Source organism: Geodermatophilus sp. SYSU D00766, from assembly GCF_054049915.1.
On the sequence record NZ_JBJGYI010000033.1, the window covers coordinates 23,945 to 44,683 of the forward strand.

At 75.8% G+C, this 20,739-nt stretch carries 22 protein-coding genes; 12 read left to right on the plus strand and 10 right to left on the minus strand.

Translation table 11 applies throughout. The annotated features are described in order from the left end of the window. Positions 1–756: 756 nt before the first annotated feature. Positions 757–2,385, minus strand: coding sequence for a recombinase family protein (locus ACI8AD_RS19595; RefSeq protein WP_456872201.1), 1,629 nt, complete (start codon positions 2,383–2,385; stop codon positions 757–759). A 48-nt stretch (positions 2,386–2,433) separates the two neighbouring features. On the opposite strand from ACI8AD_RS19595, the gene ACI8AD_RS19600 reads away from it, so the two are divergent. Both ACI8AD_RS19600 and ACI8AD_RS19605 read left to right on the plus strand, forming a co-directional pair. After that, a complete protein-coding gene (locus ACI8AD_RS19600) occupies positions 2,434–2,940 on the plus strand; it encodes an HhH-GPD-type base excision DNA repair protein (RefSeq protein WP_456872226.1) in 507 nt (168 codons plus the stop codon). Positions 2,941–3,118: 178 nt separating this feature from the next. After that, complete coding sequence (locus tag ACI8AD_RS19605) at positions 3,119–3,478, plus strand: DUF3099 domain-containing protein (RefSeq protein WP_456872202.1); 360 nt, start codon at positions 3,119–3,121, stop codon at positions 3,476–3,478. A gap of 7 nt (positions 3,479–3,485) precedes the next feature. On the opposite strand, the gene ACI8AD_RS19610 is transcribed toward ACI8AD_RS19605, so the two are convergent. Together ACI8AD_RS19610 and ACI8AD_RS19615 are read right to left on the minus strand one after the other, a co-directional pair. Next, positions 3,486–4,370 (minus strand): carbohydrate kinase family protein, encoded by an 885-nt coding sequence (locus ACI8AD_RS19610; protein ID WP_456872227.1) that lies wholly within the window; start codon positions 4,368–4,370, stop codon positions 3,486–3,488. Beyond that, the gene (locus ACI8AD_RS19615; protein WP_456872203.1) at positions 4,367–5,308 is read right to left on the minus strand and encodes a pseudouridine-5'-phosphate glycosidase; all 942 of its coding nucleotides are present in this window, start codon (positions 5,306–5,308) and stop codon (positions 4,367–4,369) included. The genes ACI8AD_RS19610 and ACI8AD_RS19615 overlap by 4 nt, the downstream gene beginning before the upstream one ends. A gap of 92 nt (positions 5,309–5,400) precedes the next feature. Here ACI8AD_RS19615 and ACI8AD_RS19620 point away from each other — a divergent pair, with 92 nt between their 5' ends. Beyond that, complete coding sequence (locus tag ACI8AD_RS19620) at positions 5,401–5,628, plus strand: DUF3039 domain-containing protein (protein WP_456872204.1); 228 nt, start codon at positions 5,401–5,403, stop codon at positions 5,626–5,628. 89 nt (positions 5,629–5,717) lie between these two features. Here ACI8AD_RS19620 and ACI8AD_RS19625 read toward each other — a convergent pair whose 3' ends face one another. From ACI8AD_RS19625 to ACI8AD_RS19635, 3 genes are all read right to left on the minus strand, one after another. Next, positions 5,718–6,815, minus strand: a complete 1,098-nt coding sequence (locus tag ACI8AD_RS19625) for a YihY/virulence factor BrkB family protein (RefSeq protein ID WP_456872205.1) — start codon at positions 6,813–6,815, stop codon at positions 5,718–5,720. Between the two features lie 115 nt (positions 6,816–6,930). After that, positions 6,931–9,345: a VanW family protein gene (locus tag ACI8AD_RS19630; protein WP_456872206.1), complete on the minus strand. Its 2,415-nt coding sequence runs from the start codon at positions 9,343–9,345 to the stop codon at positions 6,931–6,933. Positions 9,346–9,488: 143 nt separating this feature from the next. Further along, positions 9,489–9,713 carry a DUF7455 domain-containing protein gene (locus tag ACI8AD_RS19635; protein WP_089404386.1) on the minus strand — a complete coding sequence of 75 codons (225 nt, stop codon included), beginning with the start codon at positions 9,711–9,713 and terminating at the stop codon, positions 9,489–9,491. A 499-nt stretch (positions 9,714–10,212) separates the two neighbouring features. Here ACI8AD_RS19635 and ACI8AD_RS19640 point away from each other — a divergent pair, with 499 nt between their 5' ends. After that, complete coding sequence (locus ACI8AD_RS19640) at positions 10,213–10,788, plus strand: hypothetical protein (RefSeq protein ID WP_456872207.1); 576 nt, start codon at positions 10,213–10,215, stop codon at positions 10,786–10,788. Positions 10,789–10,851: 63 nt separating this feature from the next. On the opposite strand, the gene ACI8AD_RS19645 is transcribed toward ACI8AD_RS19640, so the two are convergent. Both ACI8AD_RS19645 and ppgK read right to left on the minus strand, forming a co-directional pair. After that, entirely contained in the window at positions 10,852–12,222 is a 1,371-nt protein-coding gene (locus tag ACI8AD_RS19645; protein WP_456872208.1) for an RNA polymerase sigma factor, read from the minus strand. Between the two features lie 256 nt (positions 12,223–12,478). Further along, positions 12,479–13,222, minus strand: coding sequence for a polyphosphate--glucose phosphotransferase (gene ppgK / locus ACI8AD_RS19650; protein WP_456872209.1), 744 nt, complete (start codon positions 13,220–13,222; stop codon positions 12,479–12,481). Positions 13,223–13,282: 60 nt separating this feature from the next. Here ppgK and ACI8AD_RS19655 point away from each other — a divergent pair, with 60 nt between their 5' ends. Then, positions 13,283–14,092, plus strand: coding sequence for an inositol monophosphatase family protein (locus tag ACI8AD_RS19655; protein ID WP_456872210.1), 810 nt, complete (start codon positions 13,283–13,285; stop codon positions 14,090–14,092). Positions 14,093–14,131: 39 nt separating this feature from the next. Here the strand turns inward: ACI8AD_RS19655 and ACI8AD_RS19660 are convergent, their stop codons facing one another. Then, positions 14,132–14,674, minus strand: coding sequence for a LytR C-terminal domain-containing protein (locus ACI8AD_RS19660; protein WP_456872211.1), 543 nt, complete (start codon positions 14,672–14,674; stop codon positions 14,132–14,134). Positions 14,675–14,744: 70 nt separating this feature from the next. Beyond that, the gene (locus ACI8AD_RS19665) at positions 14,745–15,788 is read right to left on the minus strand and encodes a phosphotransferase family protein (RefSeq protein ID WP_456872212.1); all 1,044 of its coding nucleotides are present in this window, start codon (positions 15,786–15,788) and stop codon (positions 14,745–14,747) included. Between the two features lie 294 nt (positions 15,789–16,082). On the opposite strand from ACI8AD_RS19665, the gene ACI8AD_RS19670 reads away from it, so the two are divergent. From ACI8AD_RS19670 to ACI8AD_RS19700, 7 genes are all read left to right on the plus strand, one after another. Beyond that, complete coding sequence (locus ACI8AD_RS19670) at positions 16,083–16,385, plus strand: DUF4193 domain-containing protein (protein WP_089404127.1); 303 nt, start codon at positions 16,083–16,085, stop codon at positions 16,383–16,385. Positions 16,386–16,521: 136 nt separating this feature from the next. Next, complete coding sequence (locus ACI8AD_RS19675; protein ID WP_456872213.1) at positions 16,522–17,403, plus strand: hypothetical protein; 882 nt, start codon at positions 16,522–16,524, stop codon at positions 17,401–17,403. Between the two features lie 10 nt (positions 17,404–17,413). Next, the gene (dut, locus tag ACI8AD_RS19680; RefSeq protein WP_456872214.1) at positions 17,414–17,899 is read left to right on the plus strand and encodes a dUTP diphosphatase; all 486 of its coding nucleotides are present in this window, start codon (positions 17,414–17,416) and stop codon (positions 17,897–17,899) included. A 1-nt stretch (position 17,900) separates the two neighbouring features. After that, positions 17,901–18,689 carry a DUF3710 domain-containing protein gene (locus ACI8AD_RS19685; RefSeq protein WP_456872215.1) on the plus strand — a complete coding sequence of 263 codons (789 nt, stop codon included), beginning with the start codon at positions 17,901–17,903 and terminating at the stop codon, positions 18,687–18,689. Continuing rightward, positions 18,686–19,492, plus strand: a complete 807-nt coding sequence (locus ACI8AD_RS19690; RefSeq protein WP_456872216.1) for an alpha/beta hydrolase family protein — start codon at positions 18,686–18,688, stop codon at positions 19,490–19,492. Before ACI8AD_RS19685 ends, ACI8AD_RS19690 begins: the two co-directional genes overlap by 4 nt. Further along, entirely contained in the window at positions 19,489–19,866 is a 378-nt protein-coding gene (locus ACI8AD_RS19695; RefSeq protein ID WP_089404122.1) for an OB-fold nucleic acid binding domain-containing protein, read from the plus strand. Before ACI8AD_RS19690 ends, ACI8AD_RS19695 begins: the two co-directional genes overlap by 4 nt. Further along, positions 19,863–20,735, plus strand: coding sequence for a DUF3159 domain-containing protein (locus tag ACI8AD_RS19700; protein ID WP_456872217.1), 873 nt, complete (start codon positions 19,863–19,865; stop codon positions 20,733–20,735). Before ACI8AD_RS19695 ends, ACI8AD_RS19700 begins: the two co-directional genes overlap by 4 nt. Positions 20,736–20,739 lie beyond the last annotated feature (4 nt).

The following is a 20,739-nucleotide window of genomic DNA, read 5'->3' on the forward strand; positions in this document are numbered from 1 at the left end:
TGTCAGCAGATGCCCGGGCTGTCCTGGGCAGGTGACGACCTCGATGCTCCGTCACCCGTCAGGCCATGCTGCCTCCACCTCCGCTGCCCAGGCCGTGCGCGATGATCGCTGCCTTCGTGACCCGGTCCTCCGGCGGGAGGTCGTCGGGGTTCGACCCGTACACGGCCTCGGTGTCGGCCTGTGAGTGACGCACCCACGAGGCGAAGCTCCTGACGCCCCGGAAGGGCAGCCCCGCAAGCCGTGCCACCCGGCGAGCCCCCGACCTCACCGCCGTCCGTCCGCGCATCGGCCACCTCCCAAGAGCTGCGCCCGGAGGCCACCTGCCCGAGTGACCGTCCCGTGAGGTCGCCGGACGGCCGCAGCTGTCGCCCACCGGCGGCCGTCACAGGGAACCGTGCGGTGAGAGTCGCCGGCCCGCCCAGGAGGCGACTACCGCGGTGATGACATACGACACGCGCACCTCGGAGTCGACCACGAGCAGGTCTCTGCTGGGCACGACGAGCCACTCGTGGCCCCGGAGGCACCGGGCCGAGATGTGCCGCTCGCGGGACGGAGCCCACCCGGGGGCCGCAGACGGAGATGGCTGACAACCGCCGCGATGGCCGGACCGGTCCCGGCCATGTCCCGACGCAGCACCACAGCACCGCAGCCGATGACGTACGAAGACGCCCTGGCAGCGTGGCTCGTCGACGCTCCGCCGATGACCTCGGTGCGCTGGGCGCGACTGCTCCCACGCCTTGAGCAGACCGCCCGGGCTCAGGCCGCCGGCTCTTCGGGCTCCCGCCAGACGGGGACCAGCCTCGAGTAGTCGAACTTGTTGCCCCGCGTGGTGGCCGGCTTCACGAAGATCGCCGTCAACTCCTCGCGCAGGTGCGCGCGCTGCGCCTGGACCGGCATGGCGTCGAACGTCTCCGGCCCCACCTGCGCGCGCCGTACCCGCTTGCCCCGGGCGACGATCCAGTCGGCGCGCTCGGCGCGCATCGCCTCGACCTCGTCGGACAGAGTCGTGAACCTGGCGTTCAGCAGCCGCCGGGCGTCACCGTCGGCCGTGGCGATGTCCTCCACCATCTCGGCCATCCTCCGCTTGGCCTCGGCCAGCTCGTCCTCCAGCGGCCACTGCTCGTCATCAGTGACGTCGATGCTGCTCAGCAGCATGCGCTGCTTGGCCCACTCGGTGACGAGCCGGTCCACCGGCGGCCCCGAGCAGGTGACGGTGCCGCAGCCGGCCCTCCCGTCGGCACCGTTGCGGACCTTGCAGGCGTAGAAGTGGCCGAGGCCCTTGCGGGCGTTGCCGCTCATGGGCCCGTGGCAGTTCCAGCACTTGAGGATGCCGGACAGCACGTAGGTGCGGTTCGCCTCGGACCGCGCCTGCCCGGCGGAACGCCCGCGCAGGGTGTCGTGGACCTGCTGCCAGGTGTCCTCGTCGAGGACGGGGTCCCACAGCCCGCGGACGAAGTCGGTTCCTTCCGCGTTCGGGAGGAACGTCCCCTGGTGGACGCGGTAGCCGGCCAGCCGCGGGCTCTCCAGCAGTTGCCGGAGGGGCCCCGGCCGCCACTCCTTGCCCCGGGTCGTGCGGATGCCCCGCTCGTTGAGGTCGCGGCAGATCGTGGCCAGGGACACGCCCAGCAGGACGTCGGTGGCCGCCTGGGTGATGACCTTGGCCTCGGTCTCGTTGACGACGTGCTGGCGGGCACCGGCAGGGACGACCCGGCCGTCCTTCAGCGTCAGCTCCTCCGACCCGTCGGTCCAGTCCCAGCCGAACGGCCGAGTCCCGCCCACCGGGCGCCCGGTGAGTGCGGTGGCCTTGTGCTTGCTGGCCACTCGACGCGCGGTGTCCCGGCTGGCCTTGTTGGCGAAGGCGACCATCACCCGCGCCAGGGTGAGCCCGTCCGGGCTGGACAGGTCGATCTTGTCGTGGACGGTGGCGAAGAACAGCTTCCGCCCGGACTTCGCCGCCGCGTCGTAGACGTCGATGACCCGCTCGAGGTCCTTCGGACGACGGGCCAACCGGTCGAGGTCGTACACGAGGATGCCCTCGATGACGCCGCTCTCGAGGTCCTGCAGCAAGAGCTCGAACTCCGGCCGGACGACGTCCTTGTAGGCACTGACGTCGTTGTCCGTGTAGTGCCGGTGGATGTTCCACACCGACGGGCCGGCGGTGGTCAGCATCTCGGCGAGCTTGCCGATGGCGTCGGCCTGCCGGCCGACCCCGGCGCCGCGGTCGCCTGTCTCCTCGTCCTCCTGGTCGTCGCTGATCCGCTCGTAGGCGCCCAGCAGCAGTTCACGGGCGGCCAGCGCTTCCGCCTTCTGCTCCATGAGTACCGCTGCCGCACCCTTGCGGAAGATGGCACCGTGGTCCTTGCGCGCCACACCCGTCCCCTTCACTCACCGTGCGTACAATGACGGTCGCTCTCTGCAAGTGCTCCTCGCAGCATACGGTGCGACCAGCAGTTCCCCATGGAGCGCGCCTTCGCCGGGCCGCGGCTGCTCGCCGACCGGATGGGGGTGGACACCCTGTCCGCGGCCGCGATCGCCGACGCCGACCCCGAGCACCTGACGCGGCTCTTCCAGGGGCCGCCGGCGGTGCACCGCTACCCCGGCTCGATGGCCGCCCGCACCCAGGCGGTCTGCCGGCTGCTGGTGGAACGCCACGACGGCCGAGCCGAGGCACTGTGGGGCGACGCCCCCGATGGCGCGACCCTGCTGCGCCGCATCGGTGAGCTGCCCGGGTTCGGTGCGCAGAAGGCGAAGATCCTCGTCGCGCTTCTCGGCAAGCAGTACGGCGTGACGCCGCCCGGGTGGCGCGAGGCGGCCGGCGGCTACGGCGAGGAGGGGTCGCGGCGATCGGTCGCCGACGTCACCGGGCCCGGGTCGCTGGCCGAGGTCCGGGCCGCCAAGCAGGAGGCGAAGCAGGCCGCGAAGGCCGCGGCGAGCCGCTGAGCAGTGCGGGAACCGGCACCCGATCGTCCGCGCAGCCGCCTGCACGGGTCCTGCCGCGGTGGCACCATGGAGGGCGGACCGGGGGAAGTCGGGAGCCCGCCACCGGATGACGGGCAACCGGCCTGCACAGGCGACACCGTGCCGTCTCTGCCCCGATCCGTGAGAGGGATGGGTGCAGGTGGCCTCGAGCCAGCAGTCCGGGCGACCCCGCAGGGCCGAGCCGGTGCTGATCACCCAGGCCGAGCCGAGCCTGGTCGAGCAGCACGCCGCCCGGAAGAAGCGCTACGTGATCACCATGGCCGTGCGCGCCGTCAGCCTGGTGCTGGCCGCGGCCTTCTACCAGATCCTCTGGCTGGCGATCCTCTTCGCGGTGCTCGGCACGGTCCTGCCCTGGATCGCCGTCGTCATGGCCAACGACCGGCCGCCGAAGAAGAAGCTCGACGCGCACCGCTACGTGCCGCCGCGGCCCGACCGCATCCTCGAGGCCCCCGCGCGCGAGCGCCGCGTCATCGAGGGCGGCCGGGTCATCGACGGCTGACCCCGCCTCACCGCGCCCCGGGCCGCCCCACGACGCCGGCGGCCCGCGCCAGCCCGGCGTCGAGCGCCGCGGCCGGGTCCCCGCCGTCCCCGGCCAGCCAGACCGACAGCAGGCCCGCGGTGAACGCGTCGCCGGCGCCGGTGGTGTCCACGACGTCGGCCGGGTGCGCCGGCCGGTGCACCAGCGTGCCGGCGGAGGCCCACAGCGCGCCGTCGGCACCGAGGGTCACCGCGACGGCGGGGTGCCGGCGGGCCAGCGCGCGGGCGGCGTCGGCGACGTCGGCGCAGCCGGTGAGCAGCCGCGCCTCGTCGGCGTTGGGCAGCAGCAGGTCCGCGCCGGCGGTGTCGGCGAGCCACCGCTCCACGCCGGAGGCGGCCAGCGGTCCGGTCGAGGCCGGGTCCACCGAGACGGTGCACCCCGCCGCCCGGGCCGCGGCCAGCGCTGCCAGCCCGGCCGCCCGCGGCCGCTCGTCGAGCAGCGTGTAGCCCGACAGGTGCAGGTGGCCGCCGGGCGCGGGGACCGGGACGTCGTCGGCGCGCAGCTCGAGGTTGGCGCCTCGGTCGGCCAGCATGCTGCGCTGCCCGCCGGGCTCGACCAGGCTGACGATGGTGCCGCTGGCCGCGCCGGGCACCGTGCGCACCGCGAGCCCGACCCCGGCGGCGGTCAGCTCCGCCACCAGGACGGCGCCGGCGGGGTCGCCGCCCACGCAGCCGGCCAGCACCACGGGCACCCCGAGCGCGGCCAGGTGCACGGCCACGTTCGCGCCGGCCCCGCCGCCGCGGCTGCGGATGACCGCCGCCCGGTCCGAGCCGGGCGCCGGCGGCCCGGAGAGCACCGCGACGACGTCGGTGGCGAGGTCCCCGACGACGACGGCCGGGCGCCCGGTGCTCAGCGGGGTGTCCCGGCCAGCGCGGCGGCGATCCGCCCGGCCAGCTCGGCGTTGCGCAGCACCAGCCGCACGTTGACCGCCAGGGTCGCGCCCCCGCTGGCGCGGTGCAGGTGGTCCAGGACGAACGGGGTCACCGCCTTGCCGCGCACCCCGGCCGACTCCGCCGCGGCCAGGGCGTCGGCGATGACGCGGTCGTGCAGCCGCGGGTCGAGCTGCTCGTCGGCCGGCAGGGGGTTGGCGACGACGACCGCGCCCGGCGTCAGGTCGCGCCGCGCGGCGAGCACCGCGGCGGCCTGCTCGGCGCTGTCGACCGACCAGTCGAGGGCCGAGCCGGAGTCGGCCACGTAGAAGCCCGGGAAGCGGGTCGTGCGGTAGCCGACGACGGTGATCGACAGGCTCTCCATCCGCTCGAGCGTCGCCGGGACGTCGAGGATGGACTTGACGCCCGCGCAGACCACCGCCAGCGACGTCCGCGACAGCGCGGTGAGGTCGGCGGACTCGTCGAAGGTCTCCGCCGACTGGCGGTGCACCCCGCCGAGCCCGCCGGTGGCGAACACGCCGATCCCGGCGGCCGCGGCCAGCAGCGCGGTGCTCGACACGGTGGTGGCACCCGACAGCCCCAGCGCCGCGGCCACCGGCAGGTCGCGGACCCCGAGCTTGGCCAGGTCCGGGTCGGCGCACACCCGGTCGACCTGCGCGGCGGTCAGACCGACGTGCGGGACGCCGTCGAGGACGGCGATCGTCGCCGGTACCGCACCGCCGGCGCGGACGGCGGCCTCCACCTCGTCGGCGGCGGCCCGGTTGTCCGGCCGGGGGAGGCCGTGGGCGAGCAGCGTGCTCTCCAGGGCCACGACGGGGGCGCCGGCGTCGAGCGCCTCGGCGACCTCGGGGGAGAGGACGAGGTCGGCGGGGGCGGCGGCATGACGGGCTTCGGCGCTCACCCTGCCATCATGGTGGGCAGGCGGTCGGCGCCCGGCCGCACCCTCGTGGCCGGCCGCCCGGCCGGAACCCGTCGCCCAGCCTGGGAGCAGCCGTGAGCAGCACCGACATCCTCGAGAAGCCCGACGTCCGCGAGGGCGACACCGGCAACGCGAACGAGGTCTTCCACTACGTGCGGAAGAACAAGATCGCCGAGAGCGCGGTCATGGGGACGCTGGTCGAGGCGCTCTGCGGGGAGGTCTTCCCGGTGACCAAGTCCCCGAAGCCGGGCAGCCCCGTGTGCCCCGCCTGCAAGGAGATCTACGAGTCGCTCAAGAAGTGAAAGGACCCCTCTGCCCCCCACCGCTCGCACGCTCGCGGCGGGACCCTGCAGAGGGGCCGTTCCAGCACGTCACCAGCCGTTCCAGGACGTCATCGGAGGCCGAGGCGCTTGGCCTCGGCCGCCAGCTCGGCCGCCCGCCGGCGCTGCGCCCGGCGGGTGTGCCGGCGCAGCGGTGCCGGCCAGCGCTCCTGCACGGCGGCGTTGAGCTCGGCGCCCAGCAGCACCGACATGCCGAAGAAGAACAGGAACAGCAGCGCCGCGATCGGGGTGGCCAGCGCGCCGTAGGGCAGCGCGGCCACCAGGATGTCGGAGACGTAGAGCCGCAGCACCGTCGAGGCCACCACGAAGAACCCGACGGCCAGCAGCGTGCCCGGCAGGTGCCGCCGCCAGGGCAGCCGCCGGGGCAGGACCACGTGGTAGAAGCTCGTCAGCGCCAGCACCAGGCCCACGACCACCAGCGGCCAGTAGACGGCGTTGACCAGCATGCTCCCGGTCTGCTGCCAGTCCTGCGGCAGCAGCCCCACCAGCACGCCCCGGCCGAGCACCAGCAGCGGCAGCATGAGCACCGCCAGCACCAGGCCGACGACGAACAGCCACAGCGCCATGAGGCGCGTGGCGATCGGCCCGCGCACGTCGCGCTGGTCGTAGGCGATCACGATCGTGTTCATGAACGTCGCCGTCGCCGAGGACCCCGCCCACAGCGTGAGCAGGAAGCCGAGGCTGACGACGTCGAGCCGGCCGGAGGTCAGGATGTCGCTGAGCGTGGGCCGCACCAGCGTGTCGACGACGTCGGCGGTGAGCGCCTGGCTGGAGGCGTCGACCAGCGTGTCCTCGATGGTCTGCACCGACGCCGCACCGATCCAGTCCCCGAGGTAGCCCAGCGACCCCAGCAGCGCGATCAGCAGCGGCGGCACCGAGAGGATCTGCCAGAACGCCGCCTCACCGGACAGGCCCAGGATCCGGTCCTGCCACGCCTTGGCCACGGTGCGGCCGAGCACCTGCAGCGGCACCCGGACCACCGCCGGCCAGTGGTCGAGCCGGCCCGGGTGCGGTGCCTCGGCGCGGGTGGCTCCCGAGGCCGTGGCGCCGTCGGGACCGGGCGGGGGCGGGTCCGGCACGGCGACGGGGCGGCCGTCACCGGCCGGCCCGCCGGTGCGGGGCGGCCCGCCGGCCCGCACGGTGCTCACCCGGCCAGTGTGCACGCCCGGACGCGCCGCCCGCTCCCGTCCGGGAGCGGGCAGCGCGGCGATCCCCCGGTCGGAGGAGCGACCGCGCCGCGGGCCGCGGGTCCGGGACGTGGGCTCAGGCCGTCGGCTGCGCCGGGGGCGTGCCGCCGTCCGGGGCCGGCGCCGGGGCGGCCGGGGGCGGCGCGACGCACCGGATGACCGCCTCGGCGGCGTACGTCGTGTCGAACCTCTCCCGGCGGATCTCGGCGCCGGACTGCAGGTCGCGGAACACCCGGGTGACCGTGACGTCGAAGCCCTGGACGCCGGACTGCGGGATGCAGTCACCGTCGTCCACCTTCTCCTGCACCGCGGGCTGGCGGTAGTTCGTCCGCGGGCCCTCGATGGCCTCGACCTCGTAGCGCTTGGTCCCGTAGAAGGTGACCGTGATCGACCCGCCGGAGGCCGCGGGCGCCCACTGGGTGTCCACGTAGATGCCGGTGTCGGTGTCGTTGCGCCACTGCAGGTCGATCTGGCCCTCGTACACCGTGGCCTCGCGGCCGGCGGGGTAGCGGCTGATGTAGAAGCTGTGCGGCTTGTGGTAGACGTCCTCGAGGCCGGCGAAGAACACCGCGTTGAACATGGTGGTGGCGAACTGGCTGATGCCGCCGCCGACGGCGGTCGAGAGCTCGCCGCCGCTGATCACGTTGGCCGGCACGTAGCCCTGCGCGGTGCCGCGCGGGCCGGTGTAGCCGTTGAGGCTGAACGTCTCGCCCGGCAGCACCAGGGCGCCGTCGACCTCCTCGGCCACGACGCGGATGTTGGTGCCGCTGGCGTTGTTCGTCGTCGTGGTGGTGAAGGAGCTGACCTCCTCGCGGATGCCGAGCGCCTCGGCCTCCTGGGTGGTCAGGTCGGCCGGGACGGCGCCGAGCTCGGCGGTGACCGTCCGCGGCGCGGGGTCGGGGAGCACCTCGAGCAGCTGGCCGGCCAGCGCGTCGGGGTCCACCCCGGTGCCGTCGACCGAGGGGACGACGCGCACCGCGCCGTCGCCGACCTCGAAGCGGGCGTCCTGCGGCGCGGTGCCGAACGCTGCGAAGTCCTCGCCCATCGCCGTCTGCAGGGCGGCGGGGTCGACGGCGACGGCGAGCTCGCCGCCGTCCTGCGGGGTGAAGGTGAGCGAGGCCGCGATGGCCTCGACCGGGATCTCCACCGACGTCGCGCCGTCCTGGCTGGTCACGGTGACCGGGGCGGCCAGTGCGGGGGTGACGGTCTCGTCGAGGACCCGCTGCGCCTCCTCGGTGCCGACCCGGACCGGGGTGACGTCGACCGGCAGCTCGATCGGGGTCTGCGGGTCCCCGCCGGAGGCCAGGGCCGTGGTGATGGCGTCGGCGGCGCCCTCGCGGTCGAGCGTCCGCCCGTCGGCCGGCTCGACCACCGACGGCGTGGTGCCCTCGAGGGCGACGGTGGCGTCGACCGGCGCGCGGTCGACCTGCGTGGCGATGGTGTCGACCTGGGCGGCCAGCGCGGTCTCCTCGCCGGTGATGACCGGGGTGACCTCGCGGTCGTCGAAGAAGGAGACCAGGCGCGTCCACGGGTTCAGCGGCTGGTCGTCGGCGGCGTCGACGGTCGCGTCGACGTCGAGGGTGATCCCGGCCGCCGCGGGGGAGAGGGTCGTCTCGACGTCGTCGGCGACGACGACGTGGTCGGCCGACACCCGTGGCGCGAGGCGCTCCTCGAGCTCGGTGGCCGCGGCCGCGTGCGACAGCCCGCCGACCTCCACACCGGCGACGACGGTGTTGCGGGGCAGGTCGTCCCCGGCCACGAGCAGGTCGACGCCGTAGGCGAGGCCGAGGACGGCGAGCAGGCCGACCGGGACGAGCGCGGCCGGCCGGCGCCACCACGGGCGGCGCGGCGCGGCCTGACCGGCCGGCGGCGGGGGCGGTCCAGCGGCCCCGGGGGCGTCGGCGCCGGCCGTGGGGCCGGTCGCGGGAACGGGGGGCGCGGTGACGGGGGGCGCGGTGACGGGGGGCGCGGTGGCCGCAGGCGCCTCGGCCGGCACCGCGGCGCCGGACAGCGCGACGGTGTCGGAGAGGTCGGCAGGGGCCGGGTCCGCGGCGGCGGGCGGGCCGACGTCGACCGGCTCGGTGGCGTGCGCGGTGTCGGCGGAGGCGGCCGGACCGCCGGTGAGCGTCACCGTGTCGCGGACGGGGTCGGGCGCGGTGTCCCCGGCGGGGGTGTCCCCGGCAGGAGGGCCCGCGGCGGGCTGCCCGGTGCCGGCGGCGGCGTCCCCGGCCGGGGCATCCGCCGGGGCCTCCCGGGAGCTGCGGGGCGCGGGGGCGGCCGGTGCGTCCGGGCCGACCGGCCCGCGGTCGCGGGGGACCGGCCGGGTGTCGTCGGAGAACCCGCCGGGCGCGGACGTCCCCGGCGCGGGGCTCTCCGGGGCGGGGGTCTCCGGAGCTGTGCTGTCCGGAGCGGTGCTGTCCGGAGCGGTGCGGCCCGGAGCGGTGGTCTCCCCGGCGGCGGGCGCGGGGGAGGGGGCAGGGTGCTGCGGCATCGGGGGTTCCTCGGGTCGCCGTCGACCGGGGGACCCCGGGAACGACGGAGCCGCCGGGTCCCCGTCCGCACGAGGCGGTCCGGGGACGCCGGCGGCGGCGTCGGGTGAGGGCATCATCGCGGTGAGCGACGATAGCGCCTCGGTCAGTGGGTGAGGCGCTGCTCGCCGTCGGTCTCGATGATGTCGACGGCGATGTCGCGGAGCTTGGACTCGTACTCGCGAGCGTGGTGCCCGCAGAAGACGAGGTCGCTACCGCTGGCGAGCACGACACGCACCTTCGCCAGTGCGCCGCACCGGTCGCAGTGGAAGGGCACGACCAGGTCGTCGGCGGCGGGGGTCGTCGTCAGCGTCTGGGTCATCTGGGTCATCACTCGCTCTCTACCGCACGGACCCGCGGCTGCGGATCGGCCTCCTGCACAGCGCCAGGATGGAGCCTCCTGTTCCCGTGCCTCCCGTCACTGCGGCCGACGCGCCGGTGGTGGTGCGCCGGTGGCCACTGGGACTGGTGGAAGGGGTTCAGCAGGGACGTCACTGGGTGGTGCCGGTCTGTCTGTCAGTGGTGCTGGTGGTGCCGGTGCGCCGGATGGCTTCCGGCTGCCGTGGGTCCGCTGCTGTCTCGACGTCCTCCACGCTACGCCGTCTACCCGGCCGGTGCTGCGGTACACCGCGTGGTCCGCTCAGGCGGGTGAGATCGTGACCATCCCGCAACGCGCAGGACACGCGGCCCGACGACGCGCCGTCGGACCCACCGTCGCGGGCGGCCCGCGTGCGCTGCTTCCTCCTGGGCCGGGTCCGGCGGGACGAGGCTGCGCCGTCGCCGGCCCGACCGGGTCCGGCGACGGGAAGCGGAGAACGGCTGGAGGCGTCATGAGGCCTGCACGAGCGATCGCGGCGACGGGGAGCCTGGCGGTGCTGCTGACGGCGGCGGTCACGGGGACCGCCGCGGCACAGCCCCCGGACAGGGGCACGATCACCGACTCGTTCACGCGGGTCGAGGAGGACTTCTGCGGGTCCGGGCAGGACGTGGAGATCGCCACCACCATCCGGGGCCGCTACGTGGTCACCCTCCGCGGAGCCGACCGCGTGCCGTACTACCTGGAGACGCTGCGGGTCGAGGAGACCCTGACGCTGCTGGGCGACGACCCGACGGTGATCGCGAGCTCCGTCGACCGGGTGCTCAACAAGGACATCGAGGTGGTCGTGGAGGCCGGCGGGACCCTGCTGGTCACCTTCCTGGCCACCGGCGCATCGACGCTGTACGACGCCGAGGGCACCCCGATCGCCCGCAACCCGGGCCAGGTCCGCCAGACGATCAGGGTCGACCTCAACGGGACGCCGGACGACCCCACGGACGACGAGATCACGTTCATCCGCGTGGACAAGGAGTCCACCGGCCGGTCCGACGACTACTGCACGGCGCTGCTGCCGCTGCTCGGCGGCTGACGGCCGGCGACCCGACACGGAGCAGCCGGGTGCCCGGTACGGACACCCGGCTGCTCCGGACGGTCAGTCGAGGTAGTCGCGCAGCACCTGGGAGCGGCTCGGGTGGCGCAGCTTCGACATCGTCTTCGACTCGATCTGCCGGATCCGCTCGCGGGTCACCCCGTAGACCTGACCGATCTCGTCGAGCGTGCGCGGCTGGCCGTCGGTGAGGCCGAACCGCAGCCGGACGACGCCGGCCTCCCGCTCGGAGAGGGTCTGCAGCACGCTGGTCAGCTGGTCCTGCATGAGCGTGAAGCTCACCGCGTCGACCGCGACGACGGCCTCGGAGTCCTCGATGAAGTCACCGAGCTGGCTGTCGCCCTCGTCGCCGATGGTCTGGTCGAGGCTGATCGGCTCCCGGGCGTACTGCTGGATCTCCAGCACCTTGTCCGGGGTGATGTCCATCTCCTTGGCCAGCTCCTCCGGGGTGGGCTCGCGCCCGAGGTCCTGGAGCAGCTCGCGCTGGATGCGGCCGAGCTTGTTGATGACCTCGACCATGTGCACCGGGATGCGGATGGTGCGGGCCTGGTCGGCCATGGCGCGGGTGATGGCCTGCCGGATCCACCAGGTGGCGTAGGTGGAGAACTTGTAGCCCTTGGTGTAGTCGAACTTCTCCACCGCGCGGATCAGGCCGAGATTGCCCTCCTGGATGAGGTCCAGGAACGCCATGCCGCGGCCGGTGTAGCGCTTGGCGAGGGAGACCACCAGGCGGAGGTTGGCCTCGAGCAGGTGGTTCTTGGCCCGCTCGCCGTCGCGGATGATCCAGTTCAGGTCGCGGCGCATCTGCGGGGAGAGCTTCTGGCCCTCCTCCTCGACCTGGCGCATCCGCTCGGCGGCGTAGAGCCCGGCCTCGATGCGCTTGGCGAGGTCGACCTCCTCCTCGGCGTTGAGGAGGGCGACCTTGCCGATCTGCTTGAGGTAGGCGCGGACGGAGTCGGCCGAGGCGGTGAGCTCGGCGTCCTTGCGGGCCTGCCGCAGCGCCTCGGACTCCTCCTCGTCGTCCCACTCGAAGTCCCCGCCCTCGGCGGTGGCCTCCTCGGCGGCCGGGACCTCGGCGGGCTCGGCGCCGTCCGGGCCGGCGACGACGGTCTCGTCGAGGGTCAGGCCCTCGGCGCCGGCGTCGATGACCGCGACGGCCGAGTCGTCGGTGGCGACGGCGGTCAGCACGGTGCCCTCACCGGCGCCCGGCGAGGGGATGGTGCTCGGCTTGCCCGTGGCGGCGGCCGTCGCCGCCGTCTTGGCCGGGGCCCTCTTGCGGGCCGCGGGCTTGGCGGCCGCGCCCTCGGCGACGCCCACGGGGGCGCTGGTCCGGGAGGGCCGGGTGCTCGCGGCCACCGTGCGGGAGCGGGTGCTGCTCGCGACGTCGGTGTCCGGTGCAGGCTTGTCGGCGGGCACTCAGGTTCCTTCCCGTGCTCGGTGCGTTCCCCGGGAGCGGTCTGGCTCCCGGGTAGCGGCCCCTGCCGTCAGCCGCGGGACAGGGAGCCCCGGGGACCGGTGCGGTGTTTGGCCGCGGGGCGGAGGGGGGATGACTCCCGGCTGGGTGGTGACGGGCGGGGGCTTCTCCATTGTAGCGACGTGACGCCGTGTGACCAGCGCCTCGAGCCGCACCCGGTCGCCCGGAAGGGGCGTCCCCGTCCCCGTCACCGGCGGCTCAGGGCTCCAGGTGCTCCGCAGCGGCCAGCGCCGCCCCGACGATGCCCGCGTCGTTCTGCAGCTCCGCGGGGACCACCGGGGTGCGCGTGCTGAGCAGCGGCACCCACTTGTGCGCCTTCTTGCTGACCCCGCCGCCGACGATGATCAGGTCCGGCCAGACGCTGGCCTCCAGGACGTCGAGGTAGCGGTCGACCCGCTTGGCCCAGTGCGGGTAGCTGAGCTCCTCCCGGTCCTTGGCGGCGGCCGAGGCCCGCTTCTCGCCGTCGTGACCGTCGACCTGGATGTGGCCGAACTCGGTGTTGGGCACCAGGTGACCGTCGACGAACAGCGCGCTGCCGATGCCGGTGCCGAAGGTGAGCAGCAGGACGACGCCGTCCTTGCCGCGGCCGGCGCCGTAGCGCATCTCGGCCAGCCCCGCGGCGTCGGCGTCGTTGAGCGTCTCGACGGCGCCGGGGATCCGCGCGCTGAGCCCGGCGTCGACGTCGGTGCCGATCCAGCCCTTGTCCATGTTGGCCGCGGTGTGCGCCACCCCCCGCTTCATGACGCCGGGGTAGGTGACGCCGATCCGCCCGGTCCACCCGAAGGAGTCGACGATGCCCACGACGACGTCGTAGACCGCCGTCGGCACCGAGGGCTGCGGTGTCTCCACACGGATCCGCTCCCCGATGAGGGCACCCTTCTCCAGGTCGACCAGGCACCCCTTGATGCCGCTGCCGCCGATGTCCACGCCGAACCCCTGCACGGCGGCCACAGTAGTGACCGGCGCCGCGACCCGGCGGGGTGCTCGGGCAGGATCGCCCGGGTGAGTGCTCCCGCGTCGCCCGCCGACCTGCTCGACCTGGCCGTCGCCACGGCCCGGGAGGCCGCTGCGCTCGTCACCCGCGAGCGCGGGTCGGCCGCGGCCGCCGTCGACGTCAAGTCCAGCCCCACCGACGTCGTCACCGCCGTCGACACCGCCGCGGAGCGGCTGATCACCGGCCGGCTGCTCGCCGCGCGCCCCGACGACGGCCTGCTCGGCGAGGAGGGCGCCTCCCGCCCGGGCAGCAGCGGCGTGCGCTGGGTGGTCGACCCGATCGACGGGACGGTCAACTTCCTCTACGGCCTGCGCGGGTACGCCGTCTCCGTCGCCGCGCAGGTCGACGGCGTCTCCGTGGCCGGGGTGGTCCTCGACGTGCCCACCGGGGACCTGTTCACCGCCACCGCCGGCGGCGGGGCCTGGCTGTCCACCCGCGAGGAGCCCGAGCCGGTGCGGCTGTCCGGCAACCGGCCGGTCTCGCTCGGGCAGACGCTGGTCGCCACCGGGTTCGGCTACCGGGTCGAGCAGCGCCGAGCGCAGGGCGCGGTCGTCGCGCAGCTGCTGCCGGAGGTGCGCGACATCCGCCGGCAGGGCTGCGCGTCCCTGGACCTGTGCGCCGTGGCGGCCGGGCGGGTGGACGCCTACTACGAGCTCGGCCTCAAGCCCTGGGACCACGCCGCCGGCGCGCTGGTCGCCGCCGAGGCGGGCCTGGTGGTCACCGGGCTGCCCGGGCGGCCGTTCGCCGAGCCGATGGCGGTCGCCGTCCCGGAGACCGTCGCCGAGCCGTTCCTCGCGCTGCTGGACCGGCTGCACTGAGCCGACTGCACCGGACCGGCCGGACCGAGGGGGGCCGGTTCACTCGGAGCAGGCGGCCTCGGCGCTCGCGATCGGGCTCAGGGTCGCCGCCACCTGCTCGGGCGAGGCCAGCCCGGTGTAGTCCGGACCGATCACCAGGTCGACCTGGGCGGTGGCCCGGGTGTCGAGGAAGGTGCCGGCGCCGGGCAGGAACAGCGCCAGGTAGCGGGCCGCGTCCTCGCCGCGGGGACCGTGCCGCACCTCGCCGCTGCCGGTCACCTCGCGCTCGGAGGGGTCGTTGGCGATCTCCTCGACGACGAACCCGCGCGACTGCAGCTCCGCGGCCACCTCCTGGGCCAGCCCGGCCCGGTCGGTGGCGTTGAAGACGCGGACCGACAGCGTGGTCGGGTCCAGCGACGGCGGGGCCGCCTCCGCGGTGGCGCAGGCGGCCTCGTCGGCCTCGGCGCGGTTGCTCTCGTCGGTGAGCACCTTCCACCACACCCCGAGCGCGGCGAGGGCCAGGACCAGCAGGAAGACCAGCGGGGGCACCGGACGGCGGTCCTTCCGGCGCCGCACCGGAGGGCTGTCGGTGGTGGTGCTCACGCTCGTCCTCCTCGGCGCCCGTCCGGACCGGACCGGCGGGTCGCGCGGAGTCTAGGGGCGGCCGCCGACCTCAGAGGACACCGTCCTCCAGCGCGGCGCGTCCCAGCTCGACGCACGGGTCGATGCGGTCGGCGTACCCGGAGGTGTCCTTGCCCGCCATGGCGCCGGCCGCCGAGCGGGCGACGATCCCGGCGACGATCGCGGCGAACTTGAAGTAGGCGAACCCGACGTACCAGGTCAGGTCGCCGAGGTCGAGGCCGCTGCGCCCGGCGTAGCGGTCGGCGATCTCCCGGCGGGTGGGGAAGCCCGGCAGCGTCGTCACCGGGCTGAGCACCGGGCGGGTCTCCCCGGCCTCGGGCCAGTAGACGAACAGCATCCCGATGTCGGTGAGCGGGTCGCCCAGCGTCGACATCTCCCAGTCGAGCACCGCGCGGATCCCGCCGGGCCGCTCCGGGTCGAGCAGGCAGTTGTCCAGCCGGTAGTCGCCGTGCACGATCCCGGCCCGCTGCGTGGCCGGGACGGTCTCGGTCAGCCGGGCGGCCAGGGCGTCCATCGCCGGGCGGTCGCGGTCGCGCGTGGCGTCCCACTGCCCGCTCCAGCGGCGCACCTGCCGGGCGAGGAACCCCTCGGGCCGGCCGAAGTCGCCCAGGCCCACCGCCTGCGGGTCGACCGAGTGCAGGTCGGCGAGCACGTCGATGAGCCCGTCGCCGATCGCCCGGCGCTGCTCCGGGCGGTCGGCGTAGCCCGCCGGCAGGTCGGTGACCACGTGCAGGCCCTCGACGCGCTCCATGACGTAGAAGGGCGCGCCGAGCACCTCCGGGTCGGTGCACAGGTGCAGCGTCCGCGGCACCGGGACGGGGGTCGGGCCCAGCGCGCTGATCACCCGGTGCTCGCGGGCCATGTCGTGCGCCGTGGCCAGCACCGCGCCGGTGGGCGGACGGCGCAGGATCACCGCGTCGTCGACCGTGCCGCCCGCCGGGGTGACGACGTAGGTGAGGTTGGACATGCCGGCCGCGATCAGCTCGACGGTGACCTCGCGCCAGCGCGGGTCCCCGAGCACGGAGGCGAGGTACGGACCGACGACGGCGGGGTCAGCTCCCACGGCACTCGACACGGGCCGCAGGGTAGCCTCCGGCACTCCGCCTCCCGACCGCCCGCCGGACCCCCGGTCCCGGCCCGTCGTCGGCCGACGTGCCCGGTGCCTGACGGCGGGCACAAACCGGAGCCGCACGGCGTTCGGGGGGTGCCGGTCCCGCACCGGGTCGACCACCGCGTCGCTCCGGGGCAGGTCCGGCGACCGAACCAGCGGCCGCCCCCGTCGGCCGCACAGGACGGTGGCGCCCGCCGCCGCCGTCGGACGAGGCGGGCGCGTTCCGCCCGCGACAACCCCGGAGGAGGGGCACACCCCATGGCCACCGACTACGACGCCCCGCGCCGCAACGAGGCCGACGAGCTCGGCGAGGACTCGCTCGAGGAGCTCAAGGCGCGGCGGGCCGAGGCGCAGTCCAGCTCGGTCGACGTCGACGAGACGGACTTCAACGAGAGCCTCGAGCTGCCCGGCGCGGACCTGTCCAACGAGGAGCTGACCGTCCGCGTCCTGCCCAAGCAGGAGGACGAGTTCACCTGCTCGCGGTGCTTCCTCGTGCAGCACCGCAGCCGCCTGGCCGCCAGCCGCGGCAACGAGAACTACTGCCGCGACTGCGCGGCTTAGGCACGACCCCTCCGGCCGTTCGCGGACCCACGGCCGGGCCGGGGACACTGACAGGGGAGGCGCGGCGGGACGCACGGGGAGGGAGCAGCCGATGACCGGGTTCGGCGCGCCCAGGGACGTCCCGCCGCCACGCCCCGTGACGCAGCCTGCCGACCCCGGCCCCCCGGGGGACGTGCCGGAGGCCGAGACCGGGCTGGGCCGCGCCGCCCGGGCCGTCGCCGACGCCGTCTCCGGGCTGCTCGGCGGCACCGCCGGCGACGGCGCGAGTTCCGACGGCGGGAGCCCCGACGGCCCGCGCCGCCCGACGGCCGGCCTGCTGCGCGACGTCGTCGGTGCCGTCGCCTCTGCGGCCGCCGCCGCGACGGCCCGCGGCGGGGACGTCCCCGGCGCTGCCCCTCCTCCCGGCGACGACGGCGGCAGGCGCGGTCTCGGCCCGGTCCTCGGGGACCTGCTGGCCACGGCCGCGCCGCGCCTGCCGGTCCGCGACGCCGCCCGCCTGCGTGCCGCCCACCCGGGGCGCTCGGACGAGGAGATCGCCGACGAGCTCACCGCCCGGGCGGCCCGGCTGACCGCCGCGGTCGGTGCGGCCACCGGCGGGCTGTCGGCGGCGCACTGGCTGGTCCCGCCGTCGCTGCTGGCCCTGCCGCTGGAGCTGGGCGCCGAGACGCTGCTGACCGCCGCCGTCGAGGTGGTGCTGCTCGGCGAGCTGCACGAGCTGCACGGCCGCGCCGCCGCGGGTGACGACCGGGAGCGGGCCGCCGCCTACCTGGCGAGCTGGGCCGCCCAGCGCGCCCACGACGGCGGGGAGCGGCAGGGGCTCGGCGTGGTGCTCGGCACCGCCGGCCTGCGATCGCTCAGCCGCCGGCTCACCACCCGGATGGCCCGCGGCGTCGGGGCGGCCGCGCCGCTGCTGGTCGGCGCCGCCATCGGGGGCCGCGTCAACCTCAGGGCGACCGAGGCCCTGGCCCGGCGCGTCCGGGCCGACCTGCGCCGTCCCGGGCCCGGAGCGCGCGGTTAGATTCGCGGTCGTGGTCCAGCCCCCCGCAGTGCCCCCTGCCGTCGACGTCCCGGTACGGCTGACCGCGCCCGGGTCGCGGCCCCCGCAGTACGCCCTCCCCGGGGACGCCGGGGCCGACCTCGCCGTCACCGAGGACGTGGAGCTGGCACCGCTGCAGCGGGTCCTGGTCGGCACCGGCGTGGCCGTGGCCATCCCCGAGGGCTACGCCGGGTTCGTGCACCCGCGCTCGGGCCTGGCCGCGCGGCACGGGCTGAGCATCGTCAACGCGCCGGGCACCGTCGACGCCGGCTACCGCGGGGAGATCAAGGTGAACCTGGTCAACCTCGACCCGGTCGCGCCGGTGACCCTGCGCCGCGGTGAGCGGGTGGCCCAGCTGGTGGTTCAGCCGGTGGTGCGGGCGCGGTTCGTGCCGGTCGAGGAGCTGCCGGCCAGCGTCCGCGGCGAGGGCGGTCACGGCTCGACCGGCACGGCCGGCCCCGGGGGAGAGGAGGCCTGAGATGCCCTTCGGACGACGGCGCAACCGGATCGACCGCAGCCTGCGCGAGCGCGGCGTGCCGCCGGAGCCGCAGCACCGGGAGCGGGAGGTCGACGAGACCACCGGCCCCTTCGACGTCGCCGACGCACCCGAGGACGGCCGGCCCCGCGTCGACCTCGGCGCGCTGCGGCTGCCCGCCGTCCCGGGCACCGAGCTGCGCGTCGACCTCAACCCGCAGCAGAAGGTGATCGGCGCGACGCTGCGCTACGGCGACTCGCTGCTGCAGGTCTCCGCCTTCGCCGCGCCGCGCGCCGCCGGGATCTGGGACGACGTCCGCGCCGACCTCGCCCGCAGCGCGTCCGGCCAGGGCGGTCGGCTGACCGAGGTGGAGGGCCCCTTCGGTCCCGAGCTGGCCGGCACCGTCGTCGTCACCCCGCCCGCGCAGCCGGGCGGGCCGCCGCCGAAGCCGCAGCGTCGGGCCGCCCGCTTCCTCGGCGTCGACGGCCCCCGCTGGTTCCTGCGCGGCATGATCAGCGGCCCCGCCGCGGAGAGCCCCGAGGCGGCCGCGGTCCTCGAGGACGTCTTCCGCCAGATCGTCGTCGTGCGCGGCACCGACCCCATGCCGGTGCGCGAGCAGCTGCCGCTGGCCCTGCCGCCCCAGGCCGCCGCGCAGCTCGCCCGCCAGCAGCAGGCCGCCCAGCAGCAGGGGGCCGCCCAGCAGCAGGAGGCCGCCCAGCAGCAGGGGGCCCAGCAGCAGGGCGCTCCCCGTCCCGCGGCGCCGCGGCCGCCGGCGGCCGGCCCGGGCGCGTGAGCCCGCGGACCGTCGCCTACGGGCCGCACCCCGACCAGTTCCTCGAGCTGTCCCTCCCCGGCGGGGAGGGCGCCGCGCCCGTGGTGGTCGTCGTGCACGGCGGCTTCTGGCGCGCCGCCCACGGCGTCGAGCTGGCCCGCCCGCTGGCCGCCGACCTCGCCGCGGCCGGCTGGGCGGCGGTCGCCGTCGAGTACCGGCGGGTGGGCGCGGGAGGCGGCTGGCCGGCCACGCTGGAGGACGTCGCCGCCGCCGTCGACGGCCTCGCCGACCTGCCCGAGCGCGACCGGCTCGACCTCACCGACGTGACCGTCGTCGGCCACTCCGCCGGGGGCCACCTCGCCGCCTGGGCCGCCGGCCGCGGGCGGCTGCCCGCCGGCGCACCCGGCGCCGGGCCGCGGGTGCGGGTCACCGCGGCCGTGCTGCAGGCCGGCGTGCTCGACCTCGGCCGGGCGGCGGAGCGGGCGCTGGGCCGCCGGGCGACCCAGGAGTTCCTCGGCGGCGAGCCCGGCGAGGTCCCCGACCGCTACGTCGCCGCCGACCCGGTGCGGCTGCTGCCCACCGGTGCCGACGTCCTGTGCGTGCACGGCACCGGCGACGACGTCGTGCCGCCCGAGCAGAGCGAGCGCTACGCGGCCGCCGCGACGGCGGCCGGTGACCGGGTGCGGGTGCACACCCTCCCGGGCGGGCACATGGAGCCGATCGACCCGGCCGGCGAGGCCTGGGCGGTGGCGCGCGACTGGCTGCGACAGCGGCGGGACGGCGGCCCTCCCGACCCCCTGAGCCGGATTACGCTGGACCCGTGACACAGACGCGTCCCGGCGGCTGGCTCGCGCGCAGGCTCCAGCGACTCACCGCCGACGACTCCACGATCGACGCGCAGGAGCTGCGCGCCGAGACCGACCGCGCCGGCTGCGAGCTGGTCAGCGCCTGCCGCAAGGGCGCGGTGGTCACCGTGACCGGCCGGCTGAAGTCGGTCGTCTACACCCCTCGCGAGACGGTCCCGACCCTCGAGGCCGAGCTGTTCGACGGGTCCGGCTCGGTGACCCTCGTCTGGCTGGGCCGCCGGCGCATCCCGGGCATCGAGCCCGGCCGCACGCTGACCGCGCGCGGGCGGTTCGCCTCCTTCGACGGACGCAAGGTGATCTACAACCCCTGGTACGAGCTGAGCGCGGGGTGACGGCGGCGGCCGACGACGACGGCCGGCGCGAGCCCGGGGGACCAGCGCAGCAGGAGGAGACCGGGGACGCCGGCCCGGGCGTGACCTTCGACCGGCACCTGGTGCTCGAGCAGCTCGGTGGCTGGCGCGGGATGGTCGACGCCTCGCTGCCCACCGTGGCGTTCATCGTCGCCAACGCCCTCGGCGACCTGCGCACCGGCATCTGGTGCGCGATCGGAGCCGCGCTGCTCGTCCTCGCCTTCCGGCTGGTCCGCCGGGAGAGCGTGCAGCAGGCCTTCAGCGGCCTTTTCGGCGTCGCCGTCGCCGTCGCGATCGCCGCGGCCTCCGGGCAGGCCCGCAACTACTTCGTGCCCGGGATCATCCGCAACGCCGTCATCGGCGTCGTCCTGCTGGCGTCGGTGCCGCTGCGCTGGCCGCTGATCGGCGTCCTCGCCGAGTTCCTGGCACCGAGCCACCTGGGCTCCATGGCCGCGCACTCGCTGCCGGGCCTGCGGCGGCGGGTCGACACCGCCCGCGCCCGGCTGCACTCCCGGCCGGCGCCGGAGGCCGAGCCCCACGGGGTGCCCGCCGACGCGCCGGGGTCCGCGCAGCGGCCGGTCGATCCCGATCCCGAGCGGCACTGGCGCGACGACCCGCGGGTGGTCCGCGCCTACGGGTGGCTGACCGTGCTGTGGGCGCTGACGTTCCTGCTGCGGGTCGCGGTGCAGACGCCGCTGTACCTCGCCAACGAGGAGGACCTGCTCGGCGTCGCCTCGCTGGTGCTGGGCCTGCCGGTCACCGCGGCCGCGCTGGCGGTGACGCTGTGGGTGGTCGCCCGCCTGCACCGCCACCGCGTGGCCACCGACGGCGGCGCGCCCGGGCCGGGCTGAGCGC